This window comes from Phenylobacterium sp., from assembly GCF_013822795.1.
Lineage (GTDB): Bacteria > Pseudomonadota > Alphaproteobacteria > Caulobacterales > Caulobacteraceae > Phenylobacterium.
In genome coordinates this window covers 17,907-39,605 of record NZ_PNLB01000004.1, presented here as the reverse complement: position 1 = coordinate 39,605, position 21,699 = coordinate 17,907, and the positions used below count along the sequence as shown (strand labels likewise).

Here is a 21,699-nt window from a genome sequence, read left to right as displayed (position 1 = left end):
CGACGCACTTACTTCTTCGCCAGCGGATGCTTGCTGCGCACCACCTCTCGCAGCCGCTCGCCGGCGACGTGGGTATAGATCTGGGTGGTGGCGATGTCGGCGTGGCCGAGCAGCTTCTGCACCACCCGCAGGTCGGCTCCCCCCTCCAGCAGATGGGTGGCGAAGGCGTGGCGCAGCACGTGCGGGCTGACCCGGGCCGGATCGATCCCGGCGTCGGCCGCGGCCTCGTCCAGCAGCTGCGCAAACCGCCGCGGGGTCAGCCGCCCGGCCTTGCTGCGCGAGGGGAACAGCCACGGGTTCGCCGCGTCGCCCTTCGGCAGGAAATCCTTGCGGATCTCCAGATACGCTTTGACCGCCGCCCGCGCGGCGTCGTTCAGCGGCGCCAGCCGCTCCTTGCCGCCCTTGCCTTTGACGATCAGATAGGCCGGATCGCGCGCCAGTACCGACAACGGCAGCGCCGTCAGCTCCGAAATCCGCAGCCCCGAGGCGTAGGCCAGCTCGACCATGCAGGCCAGCCGCAGGCCCTGGCCGCCGTCCCGCGCGCCGGCCGCGCCGATGATCGCATCGACCTCCGAGCGGCTCAGCACCTTGGGCAGCGGCCGGCCTTTCTTGGGGGCGTCGACGCGGCGCGAGGGATCGTCCGCCCGCCACCCCTCGCCCAGCACGAAGCGATAGAACTGGCGCACCGCCGAGCGCCGCCGCGCCGCCGTCGCCGGCGACATGCCGCGGTCGCTGAGCGCGGCGAAATAGGCCTCGATCTGCTCGGCCCCGGCGTTGCTCAGATCCACGCCGCGCCCTTTGAGGAACGCCTGCGCATCGGCCAGGTCCTTGCCATAGGCGGTCAGGGTGTTGCGGGCGCTGGCCCGCTCGCCGGCCATCATCTCGAGAAAGGCTTCGATCCAGCCCGCGCCGCTCATCTTTGCGCCAGCAGCCCCTCGACTGCGAAGGCGCGGGCGTCGGCGTCCAACCCGGCCAGCCGCAGCGCGCGGACGATCCGCGCCCGATCGCCGGTCGCCGGTCCCGCCGCGCCGGCGTCGGCGCTGATCCACAGCGCCAGCAGCGCGCTCTCGCCCATCAGCCTGGCCTCGCCGGCCAGGTCGAGCGCCAGGCCCCGCGCCACCGTCGCCTTGCCGGCCTCGGCCCCGGCGAACTTGGCGAACTCGCCGCGCGCCTGCGGCGTCATCGGCCCGCCCAGCGCCGCCAGCAGGATCGCCGCGTTCTGCATCTTGCCGCGGATCTTGGCGTCCGACACCGCTCCGCGCTCGACCAGCCGGTCCAGCGTCGGGCCGTCCGGCTTGCCGCTCGCCGCCGCGATCAGCGCGTCGAGCAGCGCCAGCTCGTTGACCGGCGTCGCGTCGGCCGTCAGCCCGGCCCGCAAGGTCTGCGCGCTCGCCAGATCCCCGGCCGCCACCGCCGCCATCGCCGCGCGCAGCGGCCCCGGCCCGGTCTCGATGTTCCAGGTCGCCGCCCCCGGCTCGCCCGCCGCCAGCGCCGCGGCCACCGCCGGCGCCGGGGTCGCGGCCGTCAGATCCAAGCCCAGGCTGCGCGACAGCGCATAGTCCAGCCCGCCCCGCAGCGACGCCGCGCCCGGACTTCCCGCCCCCGCCAGCTTGGCGCCCATCAGCCGCCCGTAGGTCGCATCGCGCGCCACGCCCTGGGCCAGGTCGAAGGTCACGTGGGCGGCGTCGGCCTGCCCGGCGCGCGCCTGGCAGTAGGCCCGCAGCCGCAGCCAGTAGATGTCCTCACGGCCGCTCGCCAACCGGTCGCCGATCTCGCAGGCCCGCTCATCCTGCCCGGCCAGCAGCGCCGCCTCGGCGCCGGCCTGCGCCAGCGCCGGATTGCTCTCCAGGCCCGTCGTCCGCGACAAGATCGTCCCGGCGTCCTTCACCGCGCCCTGGGCGATCAGCGCCGCGATCCGCGCCCCGGCCAGGTCGCGGTCCTGCCCCGCGCCCTCCGGGCCGTTGGCGCCGGTCGCCAGCACCCGCCGCGCCAGCGCCGCGGCGGCCGGCGACAGCGGCTTGGCCGCCACCAGCGGCAGCACCGTGCGCGCCGTCTCGACTGAGGCTCCGCGCCACAGGTCGGCCGGCAGGCCGGTATCGCGCGCGCCGTTAGAGAAGGCGTCGGGCGCCGCCAGCGGCGTCACCTCCACCGCCGGCTGGGCGAACGCCGGAACAGCGCCGATCAGGAGGGCGCCGAGCGCCATGCCGGTTAGCCTGCGGCTCATCATTACCTGCCTTGCGTTACGCCAACTTGGCGCGGAGGCCTTTGCTCGTGTAAGACCTGCGCCGTTCATGGACCGTTACACACCGCTGCGCGCCCGCACCATCACCCTCGTGGGCCTGATGGGGGTCGGCAAATCAAGCGTCGGCCGCCGCCTCGCCAACGCGCTCGACCTGCCGTTCAAGGACGCCGACGTCGAGATCGAGGCCGCCGCCGGCCGCTCCATTCCCGATATTTTCGCCGAGATGGGCGAGCCCGCCTTCCGCGAGGGCGAGCGCCGGGTGATCACCCGGCTGCTGGAGAACCCGCCGCACGTGCTGGCCACCGGCGGCGGCGCGTTCATGAACGACGAGACCCGCAAGCTCATCAAGGAGCGCTCGATTTCGGTCTGGCTGAAGGCCGATCTTGACGTGCTCGTGCGCCGCGTCGGGCGCAAGGACAGCCGCCCCCTGCTCTCGGGCAAGGACCCGCTGGAAGTGCTCACCGAGCTCGCCGAGAAGCGCTACCCTGTCTACGCCGAGGCCGACGTCACCGTCGAAACCGGCGACACGGCGCACCACGTCGCCGTCGACCAGGTGATCCGCGCCCTGACCCGCCACCTCGAGGAAAATACCCCATGAGCCGCACCGTCCGCGTTGGTCTCGGCGATCGCGCCTACGACGTCGTGGTCGGCGGGGACCTGCTGGACCAGGCCGGCGTGCTGCTCGCCCCGCTGCTCAAGCAGGGCCGCACCGCCATCGTCAGCGACGAGACGGTGTGGGGCCTGCACGGCCAACGCCTGACCGCCGCCCTGGCTGCGGCCGGGATCTCGTCCCAGGCGATCGTCGTGCCGCCGGGCGAGCCGACCAAGAGCTGGGAGGGCCTCTCCGACGTCTGCGACCGGCTGCTGGAGCTGGAGCTGGATCGGGGCGACCTGATCGTCGCCTTCGGCGGCGGCGTGGTCGGCGACCTCGCCGGTTTCGCCGCGGCCATCTATAAGCGCGGCGTCGACTTCGTGCAGATCCCGACGACCCTGCTGGCCCAGGTCGACTCGTCGGTCGGCGGCAAGACCGCGATCGACACCCCGCGCGGCAAGAACCTGATTGGCGCCTTCCACCAACCCAAGCTGGTCCTGGCCGATCTCGACCTGCTGGCCACCCTCCCCGACCGCGAGATGCGCGCCGGCTACGCCGAGATCATCAAGTACGGCCTGCTCGGCGACTTCGCGTTCTTCGAGTGGCTGGAGAAGAACGGCCCGGCCGTGCTCGCCCGCGAACCCGACGCCCTGGCCTACGCGGTCGCCCGCTCGGTCGAGATGAAGGCGCAGATCGTCGAGGCCGACGAAAAGGAGGCCGGCCGCCGCGCCCTGCTGAACCTCGGTCACACCTTCGGCCACGCGCTGGAGGCCGAGACCGGCTACGGCGAGGCCCTGCTGCACGGCGAGGCCGTCGCCGCCGGCAGCGCCATCGCCTTCCGCTTCTCCGCCGCGCAAGGCCTGTGCTCGGCCCAGGACGCCCAGCGGGCCGAAAACGCCATCGCCGCTGTCGGCCTGCCCACCCGCCTGGACCAGGTCGGCTCGGGCGCCTTCGATGCCCGCAAGCTCGTGCGCCATATGGGCCAGGACAAGAAGGCCGAGGGCGGCCGCCTGACCTTCATCCTCGCCCGCGCGCTGGGCGATGCGTTCGTCGCCAAGGACGTCGACGGCCAGGCCGTGCGCGACTTCCTGGTCGCTGAAGGGGCGCTTCCGTGACGATCGTCGCCGTCCTCGCGGGCCTTGCGCCCGTGTTGGTCGTGCTGCTCTCGCTCTCGGGCCTGATCTCGGCGGCCGAGACCTCGATGACCGCCGCCAGCCGTGCGCGAATGCACCAGCTGGAGCGCGAAGGCGACCGCGCCGCCAAGCGCGTCAACAGCATGATGGCCGATCAGGAGAAGATGATCGGGGCGATCCTGCTCTCCAACAACGTCATCAATATCGGCGCCTCGGCCCTCACCACCCTGGCGCTCTCCACCGCCTTTCCCGGCCCGGTCGGGGCGCTGATCGCCACCGCGGTGATGACGGTGCTGATCGTCGTGTTCAGCGAGATCCTGCCCAAGACCCTGGCCATCGCCCGCGCCGACGACGTCGCCCGCTTCCTGTCGATCCCGACCTGGTGGGTGGTGCGCATCTTCGGGCCGCTGGCCAACGGCGCCCAGTGGATCGTGCGCCAGACCCTGCGCCCGTTCGGCATCAAGCTGTCGATGGAGACCGACGTGCTCGCCGCCCACGAGGAGATCCGCGGCGCGGTCGAGTACCACCACTCCGAGGGCCTGGTGGCCAGCAGCGACCGCCACATGCTCGGCGGCGTCCTCGACCTGGCCGAGATGGACGTCACCCAGGTCATGGTCCACCGCCGTTCGATCGCGATGATCGACGCCGCCCTGACGCCCAAGGAACTGCTCTCCGCCTTGCTGGAGACCGGCCACAGCCGCGTGCCGCTCTACCGCGACGACCCGGAGAACATCGTCGGCGTGCTGCACGCCAAGGACGTTCTGACCGCGCTGGCCGGGGCCCCGCTGGACGCCCTCGACCTGCCGGCCCTGGCCCGCGAGCCCTGGTTCATTCCAGAGACCACCTCGCTCAAGGACCAGCTCGGCGCGTTCCTCAAGCGCCAGAGCCATTTCGCCCTGGTGGTCGACGAGTACGGCGCCCTGCAGGGCCTGATCACGCTCGAGGACATCCTCGAAGAGATCGTCGGCGAGATCGAGGACGAGCACGACAGCGCCCTCGACGGCGTCCGCCGCCAGACCGACGGGGCGGTGGTGGTCGACGGCTGGGTGGCGATCCGCGACCTCAACCGCGCGCTGGACTGGGACCTGCCTGACGACGACGCCGTCACCGTCGCCGGTCTGGTCATTCATGAAGCCCAGACCATTCCCAAGGTCGGCCAGACCTGGACGTTTTATGGTCATCGCTTCCAGATCGTGCGGCGCGAGCGCAATCAGATTACTGCAATCAAGATCTCGCCGCCCCAACAAGGCGAGTAAGACTAGTTCCTTGGGCGTAGCCTCTTGACCTAGCTGGCAAAAGAACTTTGGTTTGCAGCCTAAGTCAGCACAGTTCTGGGGCGCCGTGCGAAACCGTGAGCATGACTGAGACGACGTCCGCCAGGATCGAGGCGCTTGAAGCGAGCCTGGCGCGAGCGCGCGCCGCTTTGGCGGAGGAGACCCTCCGCGCCGATGCCCTCAATCGCGTCGCCGCCGCGATCGGGGCCGGCGGCGACCTCGACCAAGTGGTCCAGGTTGTCGTCGACGGCGGCGTGGAGCTGACCGGCGCCGCTTTCGGCGCCTTTTTCTATTCGGCCTTCGACGACAAGGGCGACACCCTTACCCTCTACTCGCTGTCGGGCGCGCCGCGCTCGGCCTTCGACCACTTCCCGATGGTCCGCAAGACCGCGGTGTTCGCGCCCGCCTTCAACGGCGAAGGCATCCTGCGCAGCGACGACATCACCGCCGACCGGCGCTATGGCCGCAACGCACCGTTTCACGGCATGCCCGCCGGCCACCTGCCGGTGCGCAGCTATCTGGGCGTGCCGGTGATCTCCCGTTCGGGCGAGGTGTTGGGCGCCCTGCTGTTCGGCCATCCCGAGGCGGGACGTTTCTCCGAACGGCTCGAGCACCTGATGGCCGGGGTCGGGGCGCAGGCCGCGGTCGCCATCGACAATGTGCGCCTGCACCAGGCCGCCCGCGCCGAGGTCCGCGAGCGCGTGCTGGCCGAGGAACGCCAGCGCCTGTTGCTCAACGAGCTGAACCATCGGGTCAAAAACACCCTGGCCTCGGTGCAATCCCTAGCCCGCCAGAGCCTGGTTAACGCCAAGGATATCGACACCTACTACAAGGCGTTCGAAGCCCGACTGATGGCCCTCTCGCAGACCCATAACCTGCTCACCGCCCAGAATTGGGAAGGCGCCAGCCTGTTCGACATCCTGGCCGCCGAACTGCGCCCCTACAGCGGCGGCCGCCTGGACGGCGGCGCGCGCTTCACCCTCCAGGGCGACCAGGATGTGCGGCTGCGGCCCAAGGCGGCGCTGGCGCTCGGCATGGCGTTCCACGAGCTGGCGACCAATGCGGTGAAGTACGGCGCGCTTTCCACGCCCGCCGGCCACGTGGCGCTGCGCCTGCGCCTGGACGATCGCCAGTCGGACCGACGCCTGATGATCGAATGGACCGAGTCCGGCGGCCCCCACGTGGTCAAGCCGCAACGGCAAGGTTTCGGGAGCCGACTTCTTGAACGCGGGCTGGCGGGAGAACTCGCTGGCCGCGTCCGACTGGACTATCATCCTGCGGGGCTGTCCTGCCGGATGGATCTTCCCCTTCACGTCTTGGAGCCCTCCGAATGACCGGACTTAGCGACCTGGCCGGCCTGCGGGTCCTAGTGGTCGAAGACGAGATGATGGTCTCGATGCTGATCGAGGACATGCTCGAAGACCTCGGCTGTAAGGTCGTCGGGCCGGCCTCCCGACTCGAGGAGGCGATCGAACTGGCCAACAGCGTCGAGCTCGACTGCGCGGTGCTCGACGTCAATCTCGGCGGCCAGCCGATCTTCCCGCTCGCCGACCTGCTGCGCGAAAAGGGCGCCCCCTTCGCCTTCGCCACCGGCTACGGCGACGCCGGCCTGCGCGACGCCGACAAGGGCTCGCCGGTCCTGCAAAAGCCCTTCCGCGAAGGCGACCTCGCCCGCATCCTCGGCGAGCTCCTGCCGCGGGTGGGGTAGACGTCCCGCCTAGTTCCTCCCCCTCTGGGGGAGGTGGATCGGCGCAAAGCGCCGAGACGGAGGGGGACTGCTCTCAAGCAGCAGCAGTCAAAGTCCCCCTCAGTCAGCCATCCGGCTGACAGCTCCCCCAGTGGGGGAGCATCTGACCACTACAGCCCCTTGGCCATCAGCCCAGCCAGCACCTTGTCGGGCGTCATCGGATAGTCGCGCAGCCGCACGCCGGTGGCGTTGTAGATGGCGTTGGCGATCGCCGCCCCGGCCCCCGCGATGCCCAGCTCGCCGACGCCCTTGATGCCCATCGGATTGGCCTTGTCGTCGGCCTCGTCGAGGAACATCGCATCCAGGTCGACGATGTCGGCGTGCACCGGCGCCAGGTACTCGGCCATGTCCTGATTGACGAACGAGCCGAAGCGCGGATCGACGGCGTTGACCTCGGTCAGCGCCGTGCCGACGCCCCAGATCATCCCGCCGGTGATCTGGCTCTTGGCGGTCTTGGCGTTGAGGATCCGCCCGGCCGCGAACACGCCGAACATCTTGCGCAGCCGCACCTCGCCGGTCACCTGGTTCACCCCCACTTCGGCGAAGTGCGCGCCGTAGGTGTGCTGGGAATAGTCGCGCGCGTCGGCCGCCGGCGAGATCGAGCCCTCGACATAGATCCCGTCGGGCGCCGCCCGGCCGACCAGCGCCGCCAGCGTCTCGCTGCGGTTCTCGATGGCGATGACCCCGTTCTCGAAGGTCACGTACTCGGCCGGCCCGCCATAGAGCGGCGAGTTCGGGTCGCCCACCGCCAGTTCGGTCAGCGCCCGGCGCAGGTTCATCCCGGCCTCGAACGCCGCCGAGCCGGCCGTCGCCGCCCCGAACTGGCCGCCCGACCCGGGGGCCGGCGGGAAGTCGGAATCGCCGATCTCCACCCGCACGTGGCCCAGCGGCACGCCCAGGGTCTCGGCGGTGATCTGCGCCAGGATCGTATAGGTGCCGGTGCCGATGTCGGTCATGCCCTGGCGCAGGGTGATGATCCCGCCGGCGTCGATCCGCACCCCGGCCTTGGCCGGCAGCAGGAAGTTGCCGCGGATCGCCGCGGCCATCCCCATGCCGACCATCCAGCGCCCGTCGCGGACCTGGCCGGGAACCGGATTGCGCCGCTCCCAGCCGAAGCGCTGCGCGCCCTCGGTCATGCAGCGCACCAGCTGGCGGATCGAGAACGGCTTGCCGGTCTCCGGGTCGATGTCGGGCTCGTTGCGGATGCGCAGCTCGATCGGGTCGAGGCCGAGCTTCTCGGCCAGCTCGTCCATCGCGCATTCCAGGCTCAGCATGCCCGGCGCCTCGCCCGGCGCGCGCATGGGACCTGCATGCGGCAGGTCCATCCGCACCAGCCGGTGCCCGGTCAGCCGATTGGGCGCGGCGTAGAGGTTGCGTGAGAAGTTGGCCGCGTGCTCGGTGAAGGTCGCCGCCCGCGCGCAGTGGGTGGTCGCCTCGACCGCGAAGGCGGTCAGCCGCCCGTTCGGCTCGGCCCCCAGCCGCACGCGCATGTCCACCGCCGGGCGGTGGATGGTGCCGTGGAACATCTGCTGGCGGGTGTAGGCCACCTTGACCGGCCGCTTCAGCGCCCGCGCCGCCAGCGCCGACAGGATCAGGTCGTCATAGGGTTGGCCCTTGCCGCCGAAGCCGCCGCCGATGTAGCGGGTCAGCAGGTGCACGTCGCTCGACGGGATCGCGAGGGTCTCGGCCAGGGCGTGCTGCCCGCCCTTCACCATCTGGATCGAGGTGTGGACCGTGACCTTGTCCCCCTCCCACCAGGCGATGGTGGCGCAGGGCTCCATCTGCACGTGGTTCTGGATCGGGCTGAAATAGGTCTCGTCGATGGTCACCGGCGCGGCGGCGAATGCGCCGTGGAAGTCGCCGATGTGCACGTCCTCCTCGTCCGGCGGCAAGGTCGCCTGGTCGAAGCTGGCCATGAAGTCGACCACCGCCGGCTCAGCCGCGTACGCGACCTTGACCAGCTCGGCCGCAGCGCGCGCGTTCTCGAAAGTGTCGGCGACCACGAAGGCGACGCTCTGGCCGTAGTACTCGACCCGGTCGCTCCCCAGCGCCGGGTTCGAGGCCCGCTGGCTGCGTGGATTGGCCCGCGTCCCGCGCGGCGCCTGGGCCGGCACGTTGAGGTGGGTCCAGACCAACTGCACGCCCGGCGCGGCCTCGGCGGCGGCGGTGTCCACCGACGTCACCCGCCCCCGCGGGATCGTCGCGGTGACCAGCACCCCGATGGCGGGCGGCGAGGGCGCCACGGTGTCATAGGCGTAGGGCGCGGTCCCGGTGACCTTCAGCGCCCCCTCGTAGCGGTCGACGCCCTTGCCGATCACGCCGCCGCGGTTCTCGGTGACGGGGTTGGGCTCGGCCCAGTCGCGGACGGAGGTCATCGGGCGCTCCCGGCGTCTTCGATGGTCGCGGCCGCCAGCCGACGGACCAGGGCGATCTTGTGCGCGCGGCGGTCGTCGGCGTCGGCGCCGGCCACCTCGGCGCTCGCCGCCTCGGCCGCGCTCGCCCCGGCGGCCAGCGCCGCCTCGGCCTTTTCCGCACGCCAGGGCTTGTGGGCCACCGCGCCGAACGCCACCCGCCCGCCGGCCACCGCCACCATGGCCAGGCCGTGGGCGTACGAGGCGCGGTCGCGGACCTTGGCGTAGGCCTGGCCGCCCGCCGGCGGGGGCGGCAACACCACCGCGGTGATCAGCTCGCCGGCCGCCAGGTCGGTCTCCACCTGCGGGCTCGCGCCCGGCAGCCGGTGCAGCGCCTCGACCTTGATGGTCCGCGCCCCGCCGTCCGGGGTCATGGTCTCGACGCTGGCGTCCAGCGCGGTCAGCGCCACGGCCATGTCCGAGGTGTGGGTGGCGATGCAGGCCTCGCTGGCCCCGAAGATCGCCCCATAGCCGCCCGGTCCGCCGATCGCGCTGCAGCCTGAGCCCGGCTCGCGTTTGTTGCAGGGCTTGGCGGTGTCGTAGAAATAGTCGCAGCGCGTCCGCTGCAGCAGGTTGCCGGCCGTCGTCGCCTTGTTGCGCAGCTGACCCGAGGCCCCGGCCAGGATCGCGCGGGCCAGCACCGGATAGAGCTCGCGCACCTTCGGATGCGCCGCCAGCTTGGCGTTGGTCATCGCCCCGCCGATCCGCAGGCCGCCCTCGTCGGTCGCCTCGATCCCCGCAAACGGCAGCCGCCCGACATCGACCAGGTGAGTCGGCGTCTCGATCTCCAGCTTCATCAGGTCCAGCAGATTGGTGCCGCCGGCCAGGAACTTCGCGCCAGGGTTTTCGGCCACAGCTTTGACCGCGGCCTTGGCGTCGGCCGCCCGCTCGTAGGTGAAGGGCTTCATGCCACCTCTCCGGCCAGGTCGCGGATCGCCGCCAGGATCTGCGGATAGGCCGAGCAGCGACAGATGTTGCCGCTCATCCGCTCGCGGATCTCGGCGTCGGTCAGCGCCGTCGGCGCGCTGAGGTCGGCGGTCTCCTTGCTGGCCCAGCCGTCCGCCGCTTCCTGCAACATGCCGACCGTCGAGCAGATCTGCCCGGGCGTGCAGTAGCCGCACTGCAGGGCGTCACGCTCCAGGAACGCCTGCTGCACCGGGTGCAGCGCGCCCGGCTGGCCCAACCCCTCGATCGTCGTCACCTGATCGCCGTCGTGCATCGCCAGGATCGATAGGCAGGAATTGATTCGCACCCCGTTCACCAGCACGGTGCAGGCGCCGCACTGCCCGTGGTCGCAGCCCTTCTTCGAGCCGGTGAGCCCCAGATGCTCGCGCAGGGCGTCGAGCAGGGTGGTCCGCGGGTCGACGTCCAGCGTTCGCGCCGTCCCATTGACCGTGATCGTCGTGCGCATCCCCACCTCCCCTGATGTGAGCACTCACATACGTCGTCAGTATGCGGGTCCAGCTACGAACGTTCAAACGCTCGTTCCGGTCCGCGGCGTTGTTTTTAGGCCGCCTCGCCCGGCGCCAGCGCCTTCACCGACAGCGCATGCACCGGCCCGGCCAGTTCGTCGGCCAGGGCCTTGTAGACCAGCCGCTGGCGCACCACCTTCGACACCCCGGCGAAGGCCGCGGACTCGATCAGCACGTTGAAGTGACTTTCGCCGCCCTCGCGCGCGCCGCTATGACCGGCGTGCCGGTCGGAGTCGTCGACGACTTCCAGGCGGGTGGGTGAAAACGCCGCGTTCAGCTTGTGGCGGATGGCCTCAAATATGGCGCCCATCGTATCGATGTTCAATTCTTGAAAGGGACTCAGGGAGCCTCATACTTGGGCCATGGCCGGCGCGTTTCAATACAAGCCTAAATTCGTCGATATCCGAGTGCGTCCCCCCGGTTCGGAGGAGGAGGCCAAGCGGAATGAGGACGTCTATGCGCTGAAGCCCGGCGAACGGGCTTGCGACCATCCGGGCTGCCGGACGGCGGCGACGGCGCGCGCGCCCAAGTCGCGCGACATGCTCAACGAGCACTACTGGTTCTGTCAGCCGCACGCGGCCGAGTACAACAAGCAGTGGGACTTCTTCGCCGGCATGAGCGAGGGCGAGATTCGCAATCGCCAGGCCCAGAGCGCCGTCGGCGACCGCCCGACCTGGCAGTTCAAGGCCAGCAAGTTCTCGCGTGAAGCGGCCGGCGCCGCCCACGGCTTCGGCAAGGGCGAAGGCTACGCCGATCCGTTCAGCCTGTTCGGGGCCGGCGCCAAGCCGCAGGCCAAGGCGGCCGAGCCGGCCCGCCGCCTCGGCAAGCTCGAGCGCAACGCCCTGGCCGACCTCGACCTCGACGAGGACGCCGACGGCCCGACCATCCGCGCCCGCTACATCGAGCTGGTCAAGCGCACCCACCCCGACTCCAACGGCGGCGACCGCTCGGCCGAGCACAAGCTCCAGCGCGTCATCAAGGCCTACCAGGCGCTCAAGAAAGCCAAGATGGCCTAAGCCTGCGGCCGGATCATCCCGACCCGCAGGTCGGTCGCCCAGTAGACGCACTCGTCATCCGAAAACATCCGGCCGTTGGCGACGCCCAGCGCCAGCTGGCCGCGCCGCGCCTGCCGCAGGTCGACCTCGTAGCGGACCTTGCGGGTCTTGGGCGTGACGTCGCCGCGGAATTTCACCTCGCCGACGCCCAGCGCCCGGCCCTTGCCCGGCGACCCCGACCAGCCGAGCCAGTAGCCCAGCATCTGCCACAACGCGTCCAGCCCCAGGCAGCCGGGCATCACCGGGTCGCCTGGGAAGTGGCAAGCGAAGAACCAGAGGTCCGGGGTGATATCGAGCTCGGCGGCGATGCTGCCCTTGCCGAACTCGCCGCCGTCCAGGCTCAGCGACGTGATGCGGTCCATCATCAGCATCGGCGGGGCCGGCAGCTGCGCATTGCCGGGCCCGAAATACCTGCCCTTGCTGGAAAGCAGCAGCTCCGCCTTCGAATAGCTGGACTGCGGCGTGTGGAACGCGTGCGGATCGGCCATGGCCTTCCTCCCTTATTGCGACAGGCGCAGCGCGCCCGCGACGAAGACCCAGATCTTTTCGGTCAGCACCCCGCGGTCGGGGCGATGGCTGGCGGTGAGCGCACCGATCAGCGCCTGCCGGATGCCGCCGATCAGCAGCGCGATGGTCAGCCTTGGATCGAGATCGGCGGGGATCACCCCGTCCCGCTGCCCGGCTCTCACATTGTACGCGCCGGCGGTCAGCTGCCGGCGCGTGAACGCCTGCTCGACGTCCAGCACCTCGGGCGCCCGGCTCAGCGCCCCGACGACCAGCGGTGCGAACGGATGGTCGTAGTGGAACGAGATGTAGGCCGCGATCCGCTCCTTTTCGCGCCCCGCCCAATCCGCCGCGCTCAGCCTCGCCGGATCGAAGGCCGCCGCCTCGAGCCGGTTGTAGAACGCCTCGACCACCGCGGCGATCAGCCCGGCCTTGGAGCCGAAGTGGTGATAGGCCAGCCCGACCGACACCTTGGCCCGCTTGGCGACCGCCTGCATCTCCAGCAGGCCCTGACTGTGGATCAGCTCCTCCTGGGCGGCCTGAACCAGCCGCTCCGCCGTGCCGATCCTTGCAGCGCCCATAGCGGCCCCAGAGATTGAATTGAATTCAATTTAGGCGATGTTCGCTGGAGCACAAGCTCGAACGCGTCCCTGACTGGTTCTCAAGAAAGCCAAGATGGCCTAGGCCGCCAGGCAGTCGATCCAGACCTGGAACAGGAACCCGGCCCCCTCGGCCTCGCAGTCCTCGATGATCTCGCCAAGCCGCAGCATCGAACGCCCCGCCCGCTCGTCGGCTGAGAGTTTGGTCTCCTCGGCCGAGCCCTGATAGAGGCCAAGGTCGATCCTCGGGACCTCCAGATTGCCGCGCAGCTCATAGGTCTCGACGTTGCAGATCAGGTGGCCGCGCGACACCGCGTATCGCGCAAACCGCGACAGCTCGCCGGCGCCGCGGATCGCATGCCCCTTGCCGGTCAGCGCCGCCTCGAAGCCGATGATCAGGTCGCCCTCGCTCATACGGCGAGCCTCGCAGCCGGCTGCGGCCCGCGCAACGCCCTACCCCGGGTTCTCCGGGAACTGCTTGGCGCTGTCGCAGATCTCGTACCAGCCCGGCTTGACCGACACCCATTCGTGGAAGCGGTTGCGCACCTGCGGGTCGTCGTCCAGGCAGTGGGCGGCGATCGGGAAGGTCTCGGCCTCCGAGGCGATCTCCCCCAGCCCCGTGCCGCAATGGCGGCAGAAGCAGCGCGCGTACTTGAACGGCGGTTCGGGCAGATAGCTTGCCACCGCCTCGCGCCCGGCGATCCAGCTCAGGCTCTCGCGGGCGACCAGCACGAACGTCCCGGCCCCGGCCTTGCGGCAGCGCGAGCAGTGGCACGTGCCCATCATCGTCGGCGGCGCGGTCAGCTCGAACCTGACCGTCCCGCAGTTGCAGCTTCCCCGGATCATCCTCGCCTCCATGTCAGGACGCCAGCTTGCGTCCCCCGCCGCCCGAAACGTGTCAGCAGTCGGCGGCGCTCCTCAGCAAGCTTGGCGGCCGATGCTCGGCGCATGGCGAAGCCGGAACGCGATCCGCTTCTCGCATCCGGGATACCCCCGATAGACGCACGCCGGACTGTGTGGCGCCGTTCCTTGCCAAAAGGAGCGCACTCATGGGCCAAGTGAAAGCCGGCGGCGCCAAGTCCGATCGGTCGGACCGTCTCGCCCCCTCGCCGAACTGGGCGCTCGCCGCCCCCACGGCTCCTGATCGCGCGGTCACGATCACCGAGGCCTACGCCCGGCTCGTCGCCCGAAACGCCTATTTTTGGGCGTGGCCGCTGGTCAACATCTACAATCGCAGGCTGGCGTTCGCGCAGGTTCCGACGCCCGGGTTGATGGCGGGGGTCCTGCCGGCCGCGCCGCTCAACCGGCTCGCGATGCTCCACGACTATGTCGAGCCGCAGGAGCGCGACGTCGCCTGCCCCAACCAGGACGTGGCCTACGGCGGCGGCGTGCTAGCGTTCGATCTGAGCCCCGCCGTCGTGCAAGTCCCGGACTTCGGCGATCGTTTCTGGGTCTATCAGGTCGTCGACCTGCGCACCGACAGCTTCGCCACGCTTGGCCAGATGTACGGCACGCGGCCGGGCCTCTACCTGCTCGTCGGTCCAGACTGGGACGGCGACACGCCCAAGGGGATCGAGGGGGTCTTTCGCGCCAAGACCTCGACGGGGTTCATCGTCCCGCGCGTGTTCATGGACGACACCGACGAGGACCGGGCGGCGATCCAGGCCGTGATCGCGGGCGTCGATGTCTATCCCCTCGCCGAGTACAACGGCAAAACCAAGACGCGGGACTGGACCAAGCTGCCGTCCTTCGACAAGCCGCCCTCGGCGGACGCCGAAGCCGAGACCCATTGGGTGTTTCCAGACAAGATCTTCGACCAGCTGCCGGCGGTCCTGGCCGACGCCCCGCCCTTGCCGGGCGAAGAGGCCCGCTACGCCGAAATCCTGGCGGTGATCGCCGCGGCGGAACGCGACCCGGCGCTCAAGGCCGCGATGATCGACGAGGCCGCCAAGGCAGAGACCGAGCTGGTCGGCCCGCTGCTGCAGTTTCGAAACTGGGGGATCGAGCTCCCGGACCACTGGCGCACGGTCACCAATGGCGCGACGTTCGGCGTCGACTACTTCACCCGTACGGCGGTGGCCAAGTCGAACATCCTGGTCAACGCGCCCCGCGAGACCCGGTACTTCTACCAGGACCTCGACAGCGCCGGCGCGCGCCTCAACAGCGCCAATCGCTATACCGTGACCTTCGCCAAGGGGCGGACGCCCCCGGTGGATGGATTCTGGTCGCTCACCCTCTACAACGCTCAGCACTTCTTCGCGCCAAACGAGATCAAGCGCTTCTCGCTCGGCACCAAGAACAAGACGCTGCAGTACGGCGCGGACGGCTCGCTGACCATCTATGTGCAGGCCGATCCGCCGCCGGACGACCAACGCGCCAACTGGCTGCCCGCCCCCAAGGGAGCCGACTTCTCGCTGTACATGCGGACCTATTGGCCCAAGCGGGAGGTGATCGAGGGCTCGTGGACGCCGCCGGCGGTGATCAGGTCGAGCTAAGCCTCGCCTCAGCTGCGCGAGCGCAGCGCCTCGACCAGCAGCGCGAAGGCCGGCGTGTGCTGACGCCGGCTCGGATAGTAGAGGTGATAGCCGGAGAACGGCGGGCACCAGTCTTCCAGCGCCCGCACCAGCCGCCCGTCGGCCAGGTGCTCGGCGACATGGTCCTCCAGGACGTAGGCCAGGCCCAGGCCCGCGCAGGCCGCCCGCACGATCAGCCTGGTCTCGTTGAAGACCAGCTGCCCCTCGACCCGCACGTTCAGCTCACGCCCGTCCTTTTCGAACTCCCAGGCATAGAGCCCGCCCAGGGTCGGGAACCGCAGGTTGATGCAGTTGTGGCCGGTCAGGTCGTGCGGCGTGCGCGGCGCGGGCCGCTGTGCGAAATAGGCGGGCGCGGCGACCAGCGCCATGCGCAGGTCCGGGCCGATGCGCACCGCGATCATGTCCTTCTCGACCTGCTCGCCCAGCCGCACCCCGGCGTCGAAGCGGTCGGCGACGATGTCGCGAAAGCCGGTGTCGACGGAAAGCTCGACATTCACGTCGGGATAGTCGGGCAGCAGCTGCGCGATCACCGGGAACAGCAGCGTGTCGGCGGCGTGCTGGCCGGCGGTGATCCGGATCGTGCCGGCGGGCCGGTCGCGCAGCTCGCCGAGCGCGACCAGCTGGGTCTCGATTTCATCAAAGGCGAACCGCAGGGACGCCAGCAGTTGCTCCCCGGCCTCGGTGACCGCGACGCTGCGCGTGGTGCGGGTCAGCAGCCGCACGCCGAGCCGCGCTTCCAGCCGCTTGACCGTCTGGCTCAGCGCCGATTGCGACGTGCCCATCCGCGCCGCCGCACGGGTGAAGCTGGCCTCCTCGGCGACGGCGACGAAGGCGGCGAGCCCGCCAAGATCCTCGCGGCGCATTCATAAGCTCCAGGCATAAGTACATGCGCATCCTAGCGGCTAATCAGCTGGATGCACGCCGCCTAAATTCCTTGTCGCACCAGGCGCAGGAGGCCGCCTCCCGCGTTACATCCACATCACTGCGATCGGAACTCGACATGGAACAGCGCAAGCTTGGCGAGCTCGAGGTCTCCGCCCTCGGATATGGCTGCATGGGGCTTTCGTCCGCCTACGGACCACCTACGCCTCGCCCCGAAGCCATTGCCATCATCCGCGCCGCCTACGAACGCGGCGTGACCCTGTTCGATACGGCCGAGGCCTACGGCCCGTTCGCCAACGAAGAGCTTGTCGGCGAGGCGGTGGCGCCGTTCCGCGACCAGATCGTGATCGCCACCAAGTTCGGCTTCGACATCGATCCGCAGACCGGCGCCCGTAGCGGCGGCCTGAACAGTCGCCCAGACCATATCCGGCAGGTCGTCGAGGCCATGCTGACGCGCCTTCGCACCGATCGCATCGACCTGCTCTACCAGCACCGCGTCGATCCCGCCGTGCCGATGGAAGATGTCGCCGGGGCCGTGAAGGATCTGATCGGACAAGGCAAGGTCCGGTGCTTCGGCCTTTCGGAAGCGAGCCTCGCCTCGATCCGCCGGGCCCACGCCGTCCTGCCGGTGACCGCCCTTCAGAGCGAGTACTCGCTGTGGACCCGCGACGTCGAAGAGGGCGGCGTACTGGACCTCTGCGAAGAACTGGGGATCGGCTTCGTGCCGTTCAGCCCGCTGGGCGCCGGCTTCCTGACCGGCACGATCGACGCGGCGACCCCGCTGGCGCCCGGCGATTTCCGCGCCATCTCCCCGCGCTTCACCGCCGAGGCCCGCGCCGCCAACCGCGCGATCGTCGACCTGCTGACGACGATCGCGCAGGCCAAGCAGGCGACGCCCGCCCAGATCGCGCTCGCCTGGCTGCTGGCCCAGCGGCCCTGGATCGTTCCGATCCCCCGCACCACGAAGCTGCATCGGCTGGACGAAAACCTCGGCGCAGCCGCCGTCGAGCTGTCGCTGCAAGACCTCGGCGCCATCGACGCGGCGGCCGCCCAGATCACCATCCAGGGCGCCCGCCTGCCGCAGGCGGTCTTGGCTCAGACCAATCGCTGACCCGTCAGGCCGCGACGACCTCGATCCGCAGCGGAGCCCCGCCGGCGGCGATCTCCAGCAGGCGGTCGACATTCGGGTGCGCGCCCGGGCGGTTGCGGGCGTCGGCGGTGTGCTCGGCGAACACCGCCAGGCCATGGTCCGCCGCGCTCGCGTCCAGGCTCCCAAAGGCCTGCTTCAGGTACTGGTAGACGGCCAGGGAGCCTTGCTTGCCCGGCTGGTTCTCGATGCTGGCGACCACGCTTCCGGTCCCGTCCAGCAGGTCGATGCGCTGCACGCCGTCGACCGGCGGCAATTGCTGGAGGTTATCCTTGAACGTCGCACCTGGTTGAATCATCGCCCGCCTGTCTCCAGCGCCTAAGTTGATCGCGGCCGGCATCTAGCACCGCTAGCTTCCGGGGTGCAGCCCCGGCGCTTCCTGGCCCGTCCGGGCGACGTATTCCGAGTAACCGCCGCCGTACTGATGGACGCCCTCGGGGGTCAGCTCCAGCACGCGGTTCGACAGCGCCGCCAGGAAGTGGCGGTCGTGCGAGACGAACAGCATGGTGCCCTCGAAGTCGGCCAGGGCCGCGACCAGCATCTCCTTGGTGGCCATGTCGAGGTGGTTGGTCGGCTCGTCGAGCACCAGCAGGTTCGGCGGGTCGAACAGCATCTTGGCCATGACCAGACGCGCCTTCTCACCGCCGGACAGCACGCGGCAGGGCTTTTCGACATCGTCGCCGGAGAAGCCGAAGCAGCCCGCCAGGGTGCGCAGCGCCCCTTGGCCCGCCTGCGGGAAGGAGCCGTCCAGGGACTCGAAGATCGTCTCTTCGCCGTCCAGCAGGTCCATGGAGTGCTGGGCGAAGTAGCCCATCTTGACGCTGGCGCCGATGTTCACCGTGCCCTGGTCGGGCGCGGTGGCGCCGGCCACCAGTTTGAGCAGCGTCGACTTGCCGGCGCCGTTGGCGCCAAGGACGCACCAGCGCTCCTTGCGGCGCACCAGGAAATCGAGATTGGCATAGATCGGCTGGGCGCCGTAGCCCTTGTGGACATTGCGCAGGCTGACCACGTCGTCGCCCGAGCGCGGCGGGCTCTGGAACTCGAACTGGACCGACTGGCGGCGGCGCGGCGCCTCGACCCGTTCGATCTTGTCGAGCTTCTTCACCCGGCTCTGGACCTGGGCGGCGTGGCTGGCGCGCGCCTTGAACTTCTCGATGAACTTGATTTCCTTGGCCAGCATCGCCTGCTGGCGCTCGTACTGCGCCTGGCGCTGTTGTTCGCTCAGCGCGCGCTGCTGTTCGTAGAAATCGAGGTCGCCTGAATAGGTGATGAGGTCGCCACCGTCGATCTCCACCACCTTGCCGATGATGCGGTTCATGAACGCGCGGTCGTGCGAGGTCATGAGCAGCGCGCCGTCATAGGACTTGAGGAAGGCCTCCAGCCAGATCAGGCTTTCCAGGTCGAGGTGGTTGCTGGGTTCGTCCAGCAGCATGCCGTCGGGCCGCATCAGCAGGATGCGGGCCAGCGCCACGCGCATCTTCCAGCCGCCGGACAGCATACCGACATCGCCGTCCATGCGTTCCTGGCTGAAGCTCAGGCCCGCCAGCACTTCGCGCGCGCGGGCTTCCAGCGCGTAGCCGTCCAGTTCCTGGAAGCGCTCCAGCACCTCGCCATAGCGTTCCATGACGGCGTCCAGGGCGTCCGCCTGCTCTGGATCGACCATCGCCGCCTCGAGCGTGGCCATTTCGGCCGCCAGCGCGCTGACCGGGCCGACGCCGTCCATCACCGCGGCGACCGCGCTTTGGCCCGCCATCTCGCCGACGTCCTGGCTGAAATAGCCGAGCCGCATGCCGGGATCGATCGTGACCAGCCCGTCGTCGGGCTGTTCCTGACCGGTCATCATGCGGAACAGCGTCGTCTTGCCGGCGCCGTTCGGGCCGACCAGCCCGACCTTTTCGCCCTTCTGGATGCCCATCGAGGCTTCGATGAACAGGATCTGGTGGCCGTTCTGCTTGGAGATATTGTCGAGGCGGATCATGGGGCGGTCTGCTAGCTCGGGCCGGCGGCGAACGCCAGCCTTCGAGCCCCACCAAATCCAAACGCGACGATTGGGCCCGCGTCCGCCCTTAGTCGGCGACCGGCTCCAGCCACTCCACCGACTTGCCTTCGCGCGCCTCGGAGACCGCGATGTGGGTCATGCCCGACCAAGGCGTGGCGCCATGCCAGTGCTTCACGCCGGGCGGAATCCACACCACGTCGCCGGGGCGGATCTCCTCGACCGGGCCGCCCCACTTCTGGACGTGGCCGACGCCGACCGTGACGAACAGCGTCTGCCCCAGCGGATGGGTGTGCCAGGCCGTCCGCGCGCCACGTGCGAACCGCACCACGCCGCCGCCGACGCGCGCCGGGCCCGCCCGCTGGAACCGCGAACTGACGCTGACCTCGCCGGTGAAATTGGGGACGCCGGCGACCGGCGGCTGCGGCTTCGAACGCTCGATGACGATGGCGCTGGCGGCGGAGGCGCTCAGGGCGACGGCGGCGACGGACGCTGCGATCAGGCTCATTTCCCGGTCTCCTTTGACTGGTCCGGCTCGCTCCGAAACACCTCCCGCGCCACGCCCACCGCGGTGATCGCGTTCGGCCAACCCGCATAGAAGGCCAGCTGGGTGATCGCCTCGACGATCTCCTCCTCGGTCACCCCGTTGCGCCGCGCCAGCGCGATGTGCGAGCGCAACTGCTCGGGACGGTTCAGCGCCACCAGGGCGGCCACCGTCACCAGGCTGCGGTCGCGCTTGGAAAGCCCGGGCCGCTCCCAGACGTCGCCCAGCAGCACCTCATCGGTCAGCTCCGCCAACTTCGGCGCGACGTCGCCCATCAGTTGCTGCGCCCGCGACGGCGTCTGCGCCGCGGCGGCCTCCGCCGCACACAGGGCGCTCGCCGCCAGCAGCGGCCCGACCAGCTTGCGCGCGCCGCGCGGCGCCTGGCGATCAGTCAAGGTGGTTCTCCTTCAGAAAGCTCGAGACGACGTCGGCCACCTCGACATTGTTGAGGTCCGAGAACGGGAAGTGCGTGTTCCCGCGGACGCCGATCTGCGGCAGGTGGATCAGCGTCGCCTGGCCGCCGTGCCGGTTGACCGTGTCGCGCCACTGGCGCGCCATCTCCAGCCGCGCCCGCCAGCTGTCCTGGGCGGGCGTTGCGACCGGCCGATCGGGGATGTTGTCGCCATAGACGATCAGGATCGGGATCTTGGTCAGCGCCATGAACTGGTCCTTCGGCACGGCCGCGCCGGCCACCGTGTCGAAGGCGCTCGGGATCGGCGGCGGAAGCTCGCCCTCGGGAAAGACGAAGCTGCTTCCCGGTTCGAAGGCGACGACGGCTTTGACATTGGGGGCCTTGATCGCGGTCATCCAACCGGGCCCGCCGCCCTGCGAATGGGTGAACAGCACGCCTGGGCCGATCTTCTCGAACAGCGCCTGGCCGCCGTCGGACACCACGTCGACGTCATAGGCCCCGGTGTTCGGCGTCATCGACCGGAAGAACTGATCGAGCGTCTCCGACCCCTGGTCGAACTGGACGCCCTCGAAGTAACTGGGCCACAGGCCGACCCGGAACTGGTTGAACCAGAGCTGCTCGTCGGGGGTCGGCGTCAGCGTCGCGGCGACCATGCTGCGGCCGGCCGCGCCGCGACGCGGCTGGTCGATCAGATAGGTCGCGAACCCGCGGCGCAGGAAGATCGTCTGAAAGCCCTCGCGCCCGTCGGCGGTGGTCTCCCAGGTCTTCGAGGACTGCCCGGCCCCGTGCCACATCACGATCGGATAGCGGCGCGCGTTCACCGGCGCCTGGTAGCGGGCATAGAGGTGGTCGCCACGATAGGTCTGCCCCGCGGGCTCCAGCGGCTTTTGCGGATCGAACGTCCCGGGCGCGCGCGCCATCGTCCCGCCGACGGCGAAACTGCCCTGACTCTGGATCGCCAGCGGCTCCTGCGCCGATGCAAGCCCGGTGCAGGCGGCGACCGCCAGCATCGTCAGCCAAGCCGACCAGCCATTCATCGAAGCGCTCCTGTTGCCCGAGCGCCTCAAGATAGGTCCGGCGGCGCTCAGCCATTAGGTCGCGAAATGCGCTAGGACCTATTAGCTCAGGCTATCAATGGCTCGCGCCGCGCAATAA

Annotated in this window: 24 protein-coding genes; 8 read left to right on the top strand and 16 right to left on the bottom strand. The window is 69.8% G+C overall.

The genetic code is table 11. From position 1 onward, the window contains the following. Window positions 1-8: 8 nt before the first annotated feature. Both C0481_RS04625 and C0481_RS04620 read right to left on the bottom strand, forming a co-directional pair. Window positions 9-917 carry a site-specific tyrosine recombinase XerD gene (locus tag C0481_RS04625; RefSeq protein WP_293401127.1) on the bottom strand — a complete coding sequence of 303 codons (909 nt, stop codon included), beginning with the start codon at window positions 915-917 and terminating at the stop codon, window positions 9-11. Further along, window positions 914-2,224 (bottom strand): hypothetical protein, encoded by a 1,311-nt coding sequence (locus tag C0481_RS04620; protein WP_293401125.1) that lies wholly within the window; start codon window positions 2,222-2,224, stop codon window positions 914-916. The genes C0481_RS04625 and C0481_RS04620 overlap by 4 nt, the downstream gene beginning before the upstream one ends. Before the next feature lie 67 nt (window positions 2,225-2,291). On the opposite strand from C0481_RS04620, the gene C0481_RS04615 reads away from it, so the two are divergent. The 5 genes from C0481_RS04615 (at window position 2,292) to C0481_RS04595 (ending at window position 6,949) form a co-directional block, all read left to right on the top strand. Further along, a complete protein-coding gene (locus tag C0481_RS04615; RefSeq protein ID WP_293401123.1) occupies window positions 2,292-2,840 on the top strand; it encodes a shikimate kinase in 549 nt (182 codons plus the stop codon). Further along, entirely contained in the window at window positions 2,837-3,949 is a 1,113-nt protein-coding gene (gene aroB / locus C0481_RS04610; RefSeq protein WP_293401121.1) for a 3-dehydroquinate synthase, read from the top strand. Before C0481_RS04615 ends, aroB begins: the two co-directional genes overlap by 4 nt. Window positions 3,950-3,951: 2 nt before the next feature. After that, complete coding sequence (locus C0481_RS04605; protein ID WP_293401515.1) at window positions 3,952-5,223, top strand: HlyC/CorC family transporter; 1,272 nt, start codon at window positions 3,952-3,954, stop codon at window positions 5,221-5,223. Window positions 5,224-5,324: 101 nt separating this feature from the next. Next, a complete protein-coding gene (locus tag C0481_RS04600) occupies window positions 5,325-6,575 on the top strand; it encodes an HWE histidine kinase domain-containing protein (RefSeq protein ID WP_293401119.1) in 1,251 nt (416 codons plus the stop codon). Beyond that, window positions 6,572-6,949 (top strand): response regulator, encoded by a 378-nt coding sequence (locus C0481_RS04595; RefSeq protein WP_267232639.1) that lies wholly within the window; start codon window positions 6,572-6,574, stop codon window positions 6,947-6,949. Before C0481_RS04600 ends, C0481_RS04595 begins: the two co-directional genes overlap by 4 nt. 149 nt (window positions 6,950-7,098) lie before the next feature. On the opposite strand, the gene C0481_RS04590 is transcribed toward C0481_RS04595, so the two are convergent. The 4 genes from C0481_RS04590 to C0481_RS04575 form a co-directional block, all read right to left on the bottom strand. Further along, complete coding sequence (locus tag C0481_RS04590) at window positions 7,099-9,363, bottom strand: xanthine dehydrogenase family protein molybdopterin-binding subunit (RefSeq protein ID WP_293401116.1); 2,265 nt, start codon at window positions 9,361-9,363, stop codon at window positions 7,099-7,101. Beyond that, window positions 9,360-10,307 (bottom strand): xanthine dehydrogenase family protein subunit M, encoded by a 948-nt coding sequence (locus C0481_RS04585; RefSeq protein WP_293401114.1) that lies wholly within the window; start codon window positions 10,305-10,307, stop codon window positions 9,360-9,362. The genes C0481_RS04590 and C0481_RS04585 overlap by 4 nt, the downstream gene beginning before the upstream one ends. After that, window positions 10,304-10,810 (bottom strand): 2Fe-2S iron-sulfur cluster-binding protein, encoded by a 507-nt coding sequence (locus C0481_RS04580; protein WP_293401112.1) that lies wholly within the window; start codon window positions 10,808-10,810, stop codon window positions 10,304-10,306. Before C0481_RS04580 ends, C0481_RS04585 begins: the two co-directional genes overlap by 4 nt. Before the next feature lie 95 nt (window positions 10,811-10,905). Next, a complete protein-coding gene (locus C0481_RS04575) occupies window positions 10,906-11,181 on the bottom strand; it encodes a BolA family protein (RefSeq protein WP_293401513.1) in 276 nt (91 codons plus the stop codon). A gap of 52 nt (window positions 11,182-11,233) precedes the next feature. Here C0481_RS04575 and C0481_RS04570 point away from each other — a divergent pair, with 52 nt between their 5' ends. Next, window positions 11,234-11,887, top strand: coding sequence for a J domain-containing protein (locus tag C0481_RS04570; RefSeq protein ID WP_293401110.1), 654 nt, complete (start codon window positions 11,234-11,236; stop codon window positions 11,885-11,887). Here C0481_RS04570 and fabA read toward each other — a convergent pair. From fabA to C0481_RS04550, 4 genes are all read right to left on the bottom strand, one after another. Continuing rightward, window positions 11,884-12,414 carry a bifunctional 3-hydroxydecanoyl-ACP dehydratase/trans-2-decenoyl-ACP isomerase gene (fabA, locus tag C0481_RS04565; protein ID WP_293401108.1) on the bottom strand — a complete coding sequence of 177 codons (531 nt, stop codon included), beginning with the start codon at window positions 12,412-12,414 and terminating at the stop codon, window positions 11,884-11,886. The genes C0481_RS04570 and fabA overlap by 4 nt on opposite strands. A 12-nt stretch (window positions 12,415-12,426) precedes the next feature. Beyond that, entirely contained in the window at window positions 12,427-13,011 is a 585-nt protein-coding gene (locus tag C0481_RS04560) for a TetR/AcrR family transcriptional regulator (protein WP_293401106.1), read from the bottom strand. A gap of 99 nt (window positions 13,012-13,110) precedes the next feature. Then, a complete protein-coding gene (locus C0481_RS04555; protein ID WP_293401104.1) occupies window positions 13,111-13,443 on the bottom strand; it encodes a hypothetical protein in 333 nt (110 codons plus the stop codon). 39 nt (window positions 13,444-13,482) lie between these two features. After that, window positions 13,483-13,875, bottom strand: a complete 393-nt coding sequence (locus C0481_RS04550; protein ID WP_293401102.1) for a GFA family protein — start codon at window positions 13,873-13,875, stop codon at window positions 13,483-13,485. A 203-nt stretch (window positions 13,876-14,078) separates the two neighbouring features. Between C0481_RS04550 and C0481_RS04545 the strand changes: the two genes are divergently transcribed. Continuing rightward, window positions 14,079-15,524: a DUF1254 domain-containing protein gene (locus C0481_RS04545; protein ID WP_293401100.1), complete on the top strand. Its 1,446-nt coding sequence runs from the start codon at window positions 14,079-14,081 to the stop codon at window positions 15,522-15,524. Between the two features lie 8 nt (window positions 15,525-15,532). Here C0481_RS04545 and C0481_RS04540 read toward each other — a convergent pair whose 3' ends face one another. Next, a complete protein-coding gene (locus C0481_RS04540) occupies window positions 15,533-16,426 on the bottom strand; it encodes a LysR family transcriptional regulator (protein WP_293401098.1) in 894 nt (297 codons plus the stop codon). Window positions 16,427-16,563: 137 nt separating this feature from the next. Here C0481_RS04540 and C0481_RS04535 point away from each other — a divergent pair, with 137 nt between their 5' ends. Continuing rightward, window positions 16,564-17,556, top strand: a complete 993-nt coding sequence (locus C0481_RS04535; protein ID WP_293401096.1) for an aldo/keto reductase — start codon at window positions 16,564-16,566, stop codon at window positions 17,554-17,556. Window positions 17,557-17,560: 4 nt separating this feature from the next. Here C0481_RS04535 and C0481_RS04530 read toward each other — a convergent pair whose 3' ends face one another. The 5 genes from C0481_RS04530 to C0481_RS04510 form a co-directional block, all read right to left on the bottom strand. After that, complete coding sequence (locus C0481_RS04530) at window positions 17,561-17,890, bottom strand: DUF2322 family protein (protein ID WP_293401094.1); 330 nt, start codon at window positions 17,888-17,890, stop codon at window positions 17,561-17,563. 51 nt (window positions 17,891-17,941) lie between these two features. Further along, the gene (locus tag C0481_RS04525; RefSeq protein WP_293401092.1) at window positions 17,942-19,570 is read right to left on the bottom strand and encodes an ABC-F family ATP-binding cassette domain-containing protein; all 1,629 of its coding nucleotides are present in this window, start codon (window positions 19,568-19,570) and stop codon (window positions 17,942-17,944) included. An 88-nt stretch (window positions 19,571-19,658) separates the two neighbouring features. Further along, complete coding sequence (locus tag C0481_RS04520) at window positions 19,659-20,096, bottom strand: cupin domain-containing protein (protein ID WP_293401090.1); 438 nt, start codon at window positions 20,094-20,096, stop codon at window positions 19,659-19,661. Further along, complete coding sequence (locus C0481_RS04515; protein ID WP_293401088.1) at window positions 20,093-20,527, bottom strand: carboxymuconolactone decarboxylase family protein; 435 nt, start codon at window positions 20,525-20,527, stop codon at window positions 20,093-20,095. Before C0481_RS04515 ends, C0481_RS04520 begins: the two co-directional genes overlap by 4 nt. Then, complete coding sequence (locus C0481_RS04510) at window positions 20,520-21,581, bottom strand: alpha/beta fold hydrolase (RefSeq protein WP_293401086.1); 1,062 nt, start codon at window positions 21,579-21,581, stop codon at window positions 20,520-20,522. Before C0481_RS04510 ends, C0481_RS04515 begins: the two co-directional genes overlap by 8 nt. Between the last annotated feature and the right edge of the window lie 118 nt (window positions 21,582-21,699).

What these genes read in the sequence shown, in the direction of transcription:
- C0481_RS04625 (WP_293401127.1), bottom strand. Translation starts at nt 917, where the DNA reads ATGAGCGGCGCGGGCTGGATCGAAGCCTTTCTCGAGATGATGGCCGGC.
- C0481_RS04620 (WP_293401125.1), bottom strand. Translation starts at nt 2,224, where the DNA reads ATGAGCCGCAGGCTAACCGGCATGGCGCTCGGCGCCCTCCTGATCGGC.
- C0481_RS04615 (WP_293401123.1), top strand. Translation starts at nt 2,292, where the DNA reads ATGGACCGTTACACACCGCTGCGCGCCCGCACCATCACCCTCGTGGGC.
- aroB (WP_293401121.1), top strand. Translation starts at nt 2,837, where the DNA reads ATGAGCCGCACCGTCCGCGTTGGTCTCGGCGATCGCGCCTACGACGTC.
- C0481_RS04600 (WP_293401119.1), top strand. Translation starts at nt 5,325, where the DNA reads ATGACTGAGACGACGTCCGCCAGGATCGAGGCGCTTGAAGCGAGCCTG.
- C0481_RS04595 (WP_267232639.1), top strand. Translation starts at nt 6,572, where the DNA reads ATGACCGGACTTAGCGACCTGGCCGGCCTGCGGGTCCTAGTGGTCGAA.
- C0481_RS04590 (WP_293401116.1), bottom strand. Translation starts at nt 9,363, where the DNA reads ATGACCTCCGTCCGCGACTGGGCCGAGCCCAACCCCGTCACCGAGAAC.
- C0481_RS04585 (WP_293401114.1), bottom strand. Translation starts at nt 10,307, where the DNA reads ATGAAGCCCTTCACCTACGAGCGGGCGGCCGACGCCAAGGCCGCGGTC.
- C0481_RS04580 (WP_293401112.1), bottom strand. Translation starts at nt 10,810, where the DNA reads ATGCGCACGACGATCACGGTCAATGGGACGGCGCGAACGCTGGACGTC.
- C0481_RS04575 (WP_293401513.1), bottom strand. Translation starts at nt 11,181, where the DNA reads ATGGGCGCCATATTTGAGGCCATCCGCCACAAGCTGAACGCGGCGTTT.
- C0481_RS04570 (WP_293401110.1), top strand. Translation starts at nt 11,234, where the DNA reads ATGGCCGGCGCGTTTCAATACAAGCCTAAATTCGTCGATATCCGAGTG.
- fabA (WP_293401108.1), bottom strand. Translation starts at nt 12,414, where the DNA reads ATGGCCGATCCGCACGCGTTCCACACGCCGCAGTCCAGCTATTCGAAG.
- C0481_RS04560 (WP_293401106.1), bottom strand. Translation starts at nt 13,011, where the DNA reads ATGGGCGCTGCAAGGATCGGCACGGCGGAGCGGCTGGTTCAGGCCGCC.
- C0481_RS04555 (WP_293401104.1), bottom strand. Translation starts at nt 13,443, where the DNA reads ATGAGCGAGGGCGACCTGATCATCGGCTTCGAGGCGGCGCTGACCGGC.
- C0481_RS04550 (WP_293401102.1), bottom strand. Translation starts at nt 13,875, where the DNA reads ATGATCCGGGGAAGCTGCAACTGCGGGACGGTCAGGTTCGAGCTGACC.
- C0481_RS04545 (WP_293401100.1), top strand. Translation starts at nt 14,079, where the DNA reads ATGGGCCAAGTGAAAGCCGGCGGCGCCAAGTCCGATCGGTCGGACCGT.
- C0481_RS04540 (WP_293401098.1), bottom strand. Translation starts at nt 16,426, where the DNA reads ATGCGCCGCGAGGATCTTGGCGGGCTCGCCGCCTTCGTCGCCGTCGCC.
- C0481_RS04535 (WP_293401096.1), top strand. Translation starts at nt 16,564, where the DNA reads ATGGAACAGCGCAAGCTTGGCGAGCTCGAGGTCTCCGCCCTCGGATAT.
- C0481_RS04530 (WP_293401094.1), bottom strand. Translation starts at nt 17,890, where the DNA reads ATGATTCAACCAGGTGCGACGTTCAAGGATAACCTCCAGCAATTGCCG.
- C0481_RS04525 (WP_293401092.1), bottom strand. Translation starts at nt 19,570, where the DNA reads ATGATCCGCCTCGACAATATCTCCAAGCAGAACGGCCACCAGATCCTG.
- C0481_RS04520 (WP_293401090.1), bottom strand. Translation starts at nt 20,096, where the DNA reads ATGAGCCTGATCGCAGCGTCCGTCGCCGCCGTCGCCCTGAGCGCCTCC.
- C0481_RS04510 (WP_293401086.1), bottom strand. Translation starts at nt 21,581, where the DNA reads ATGAATGGCTGGTCGGCTTGGCTGACGATGCTGGCGGTCGCCGCCTGC.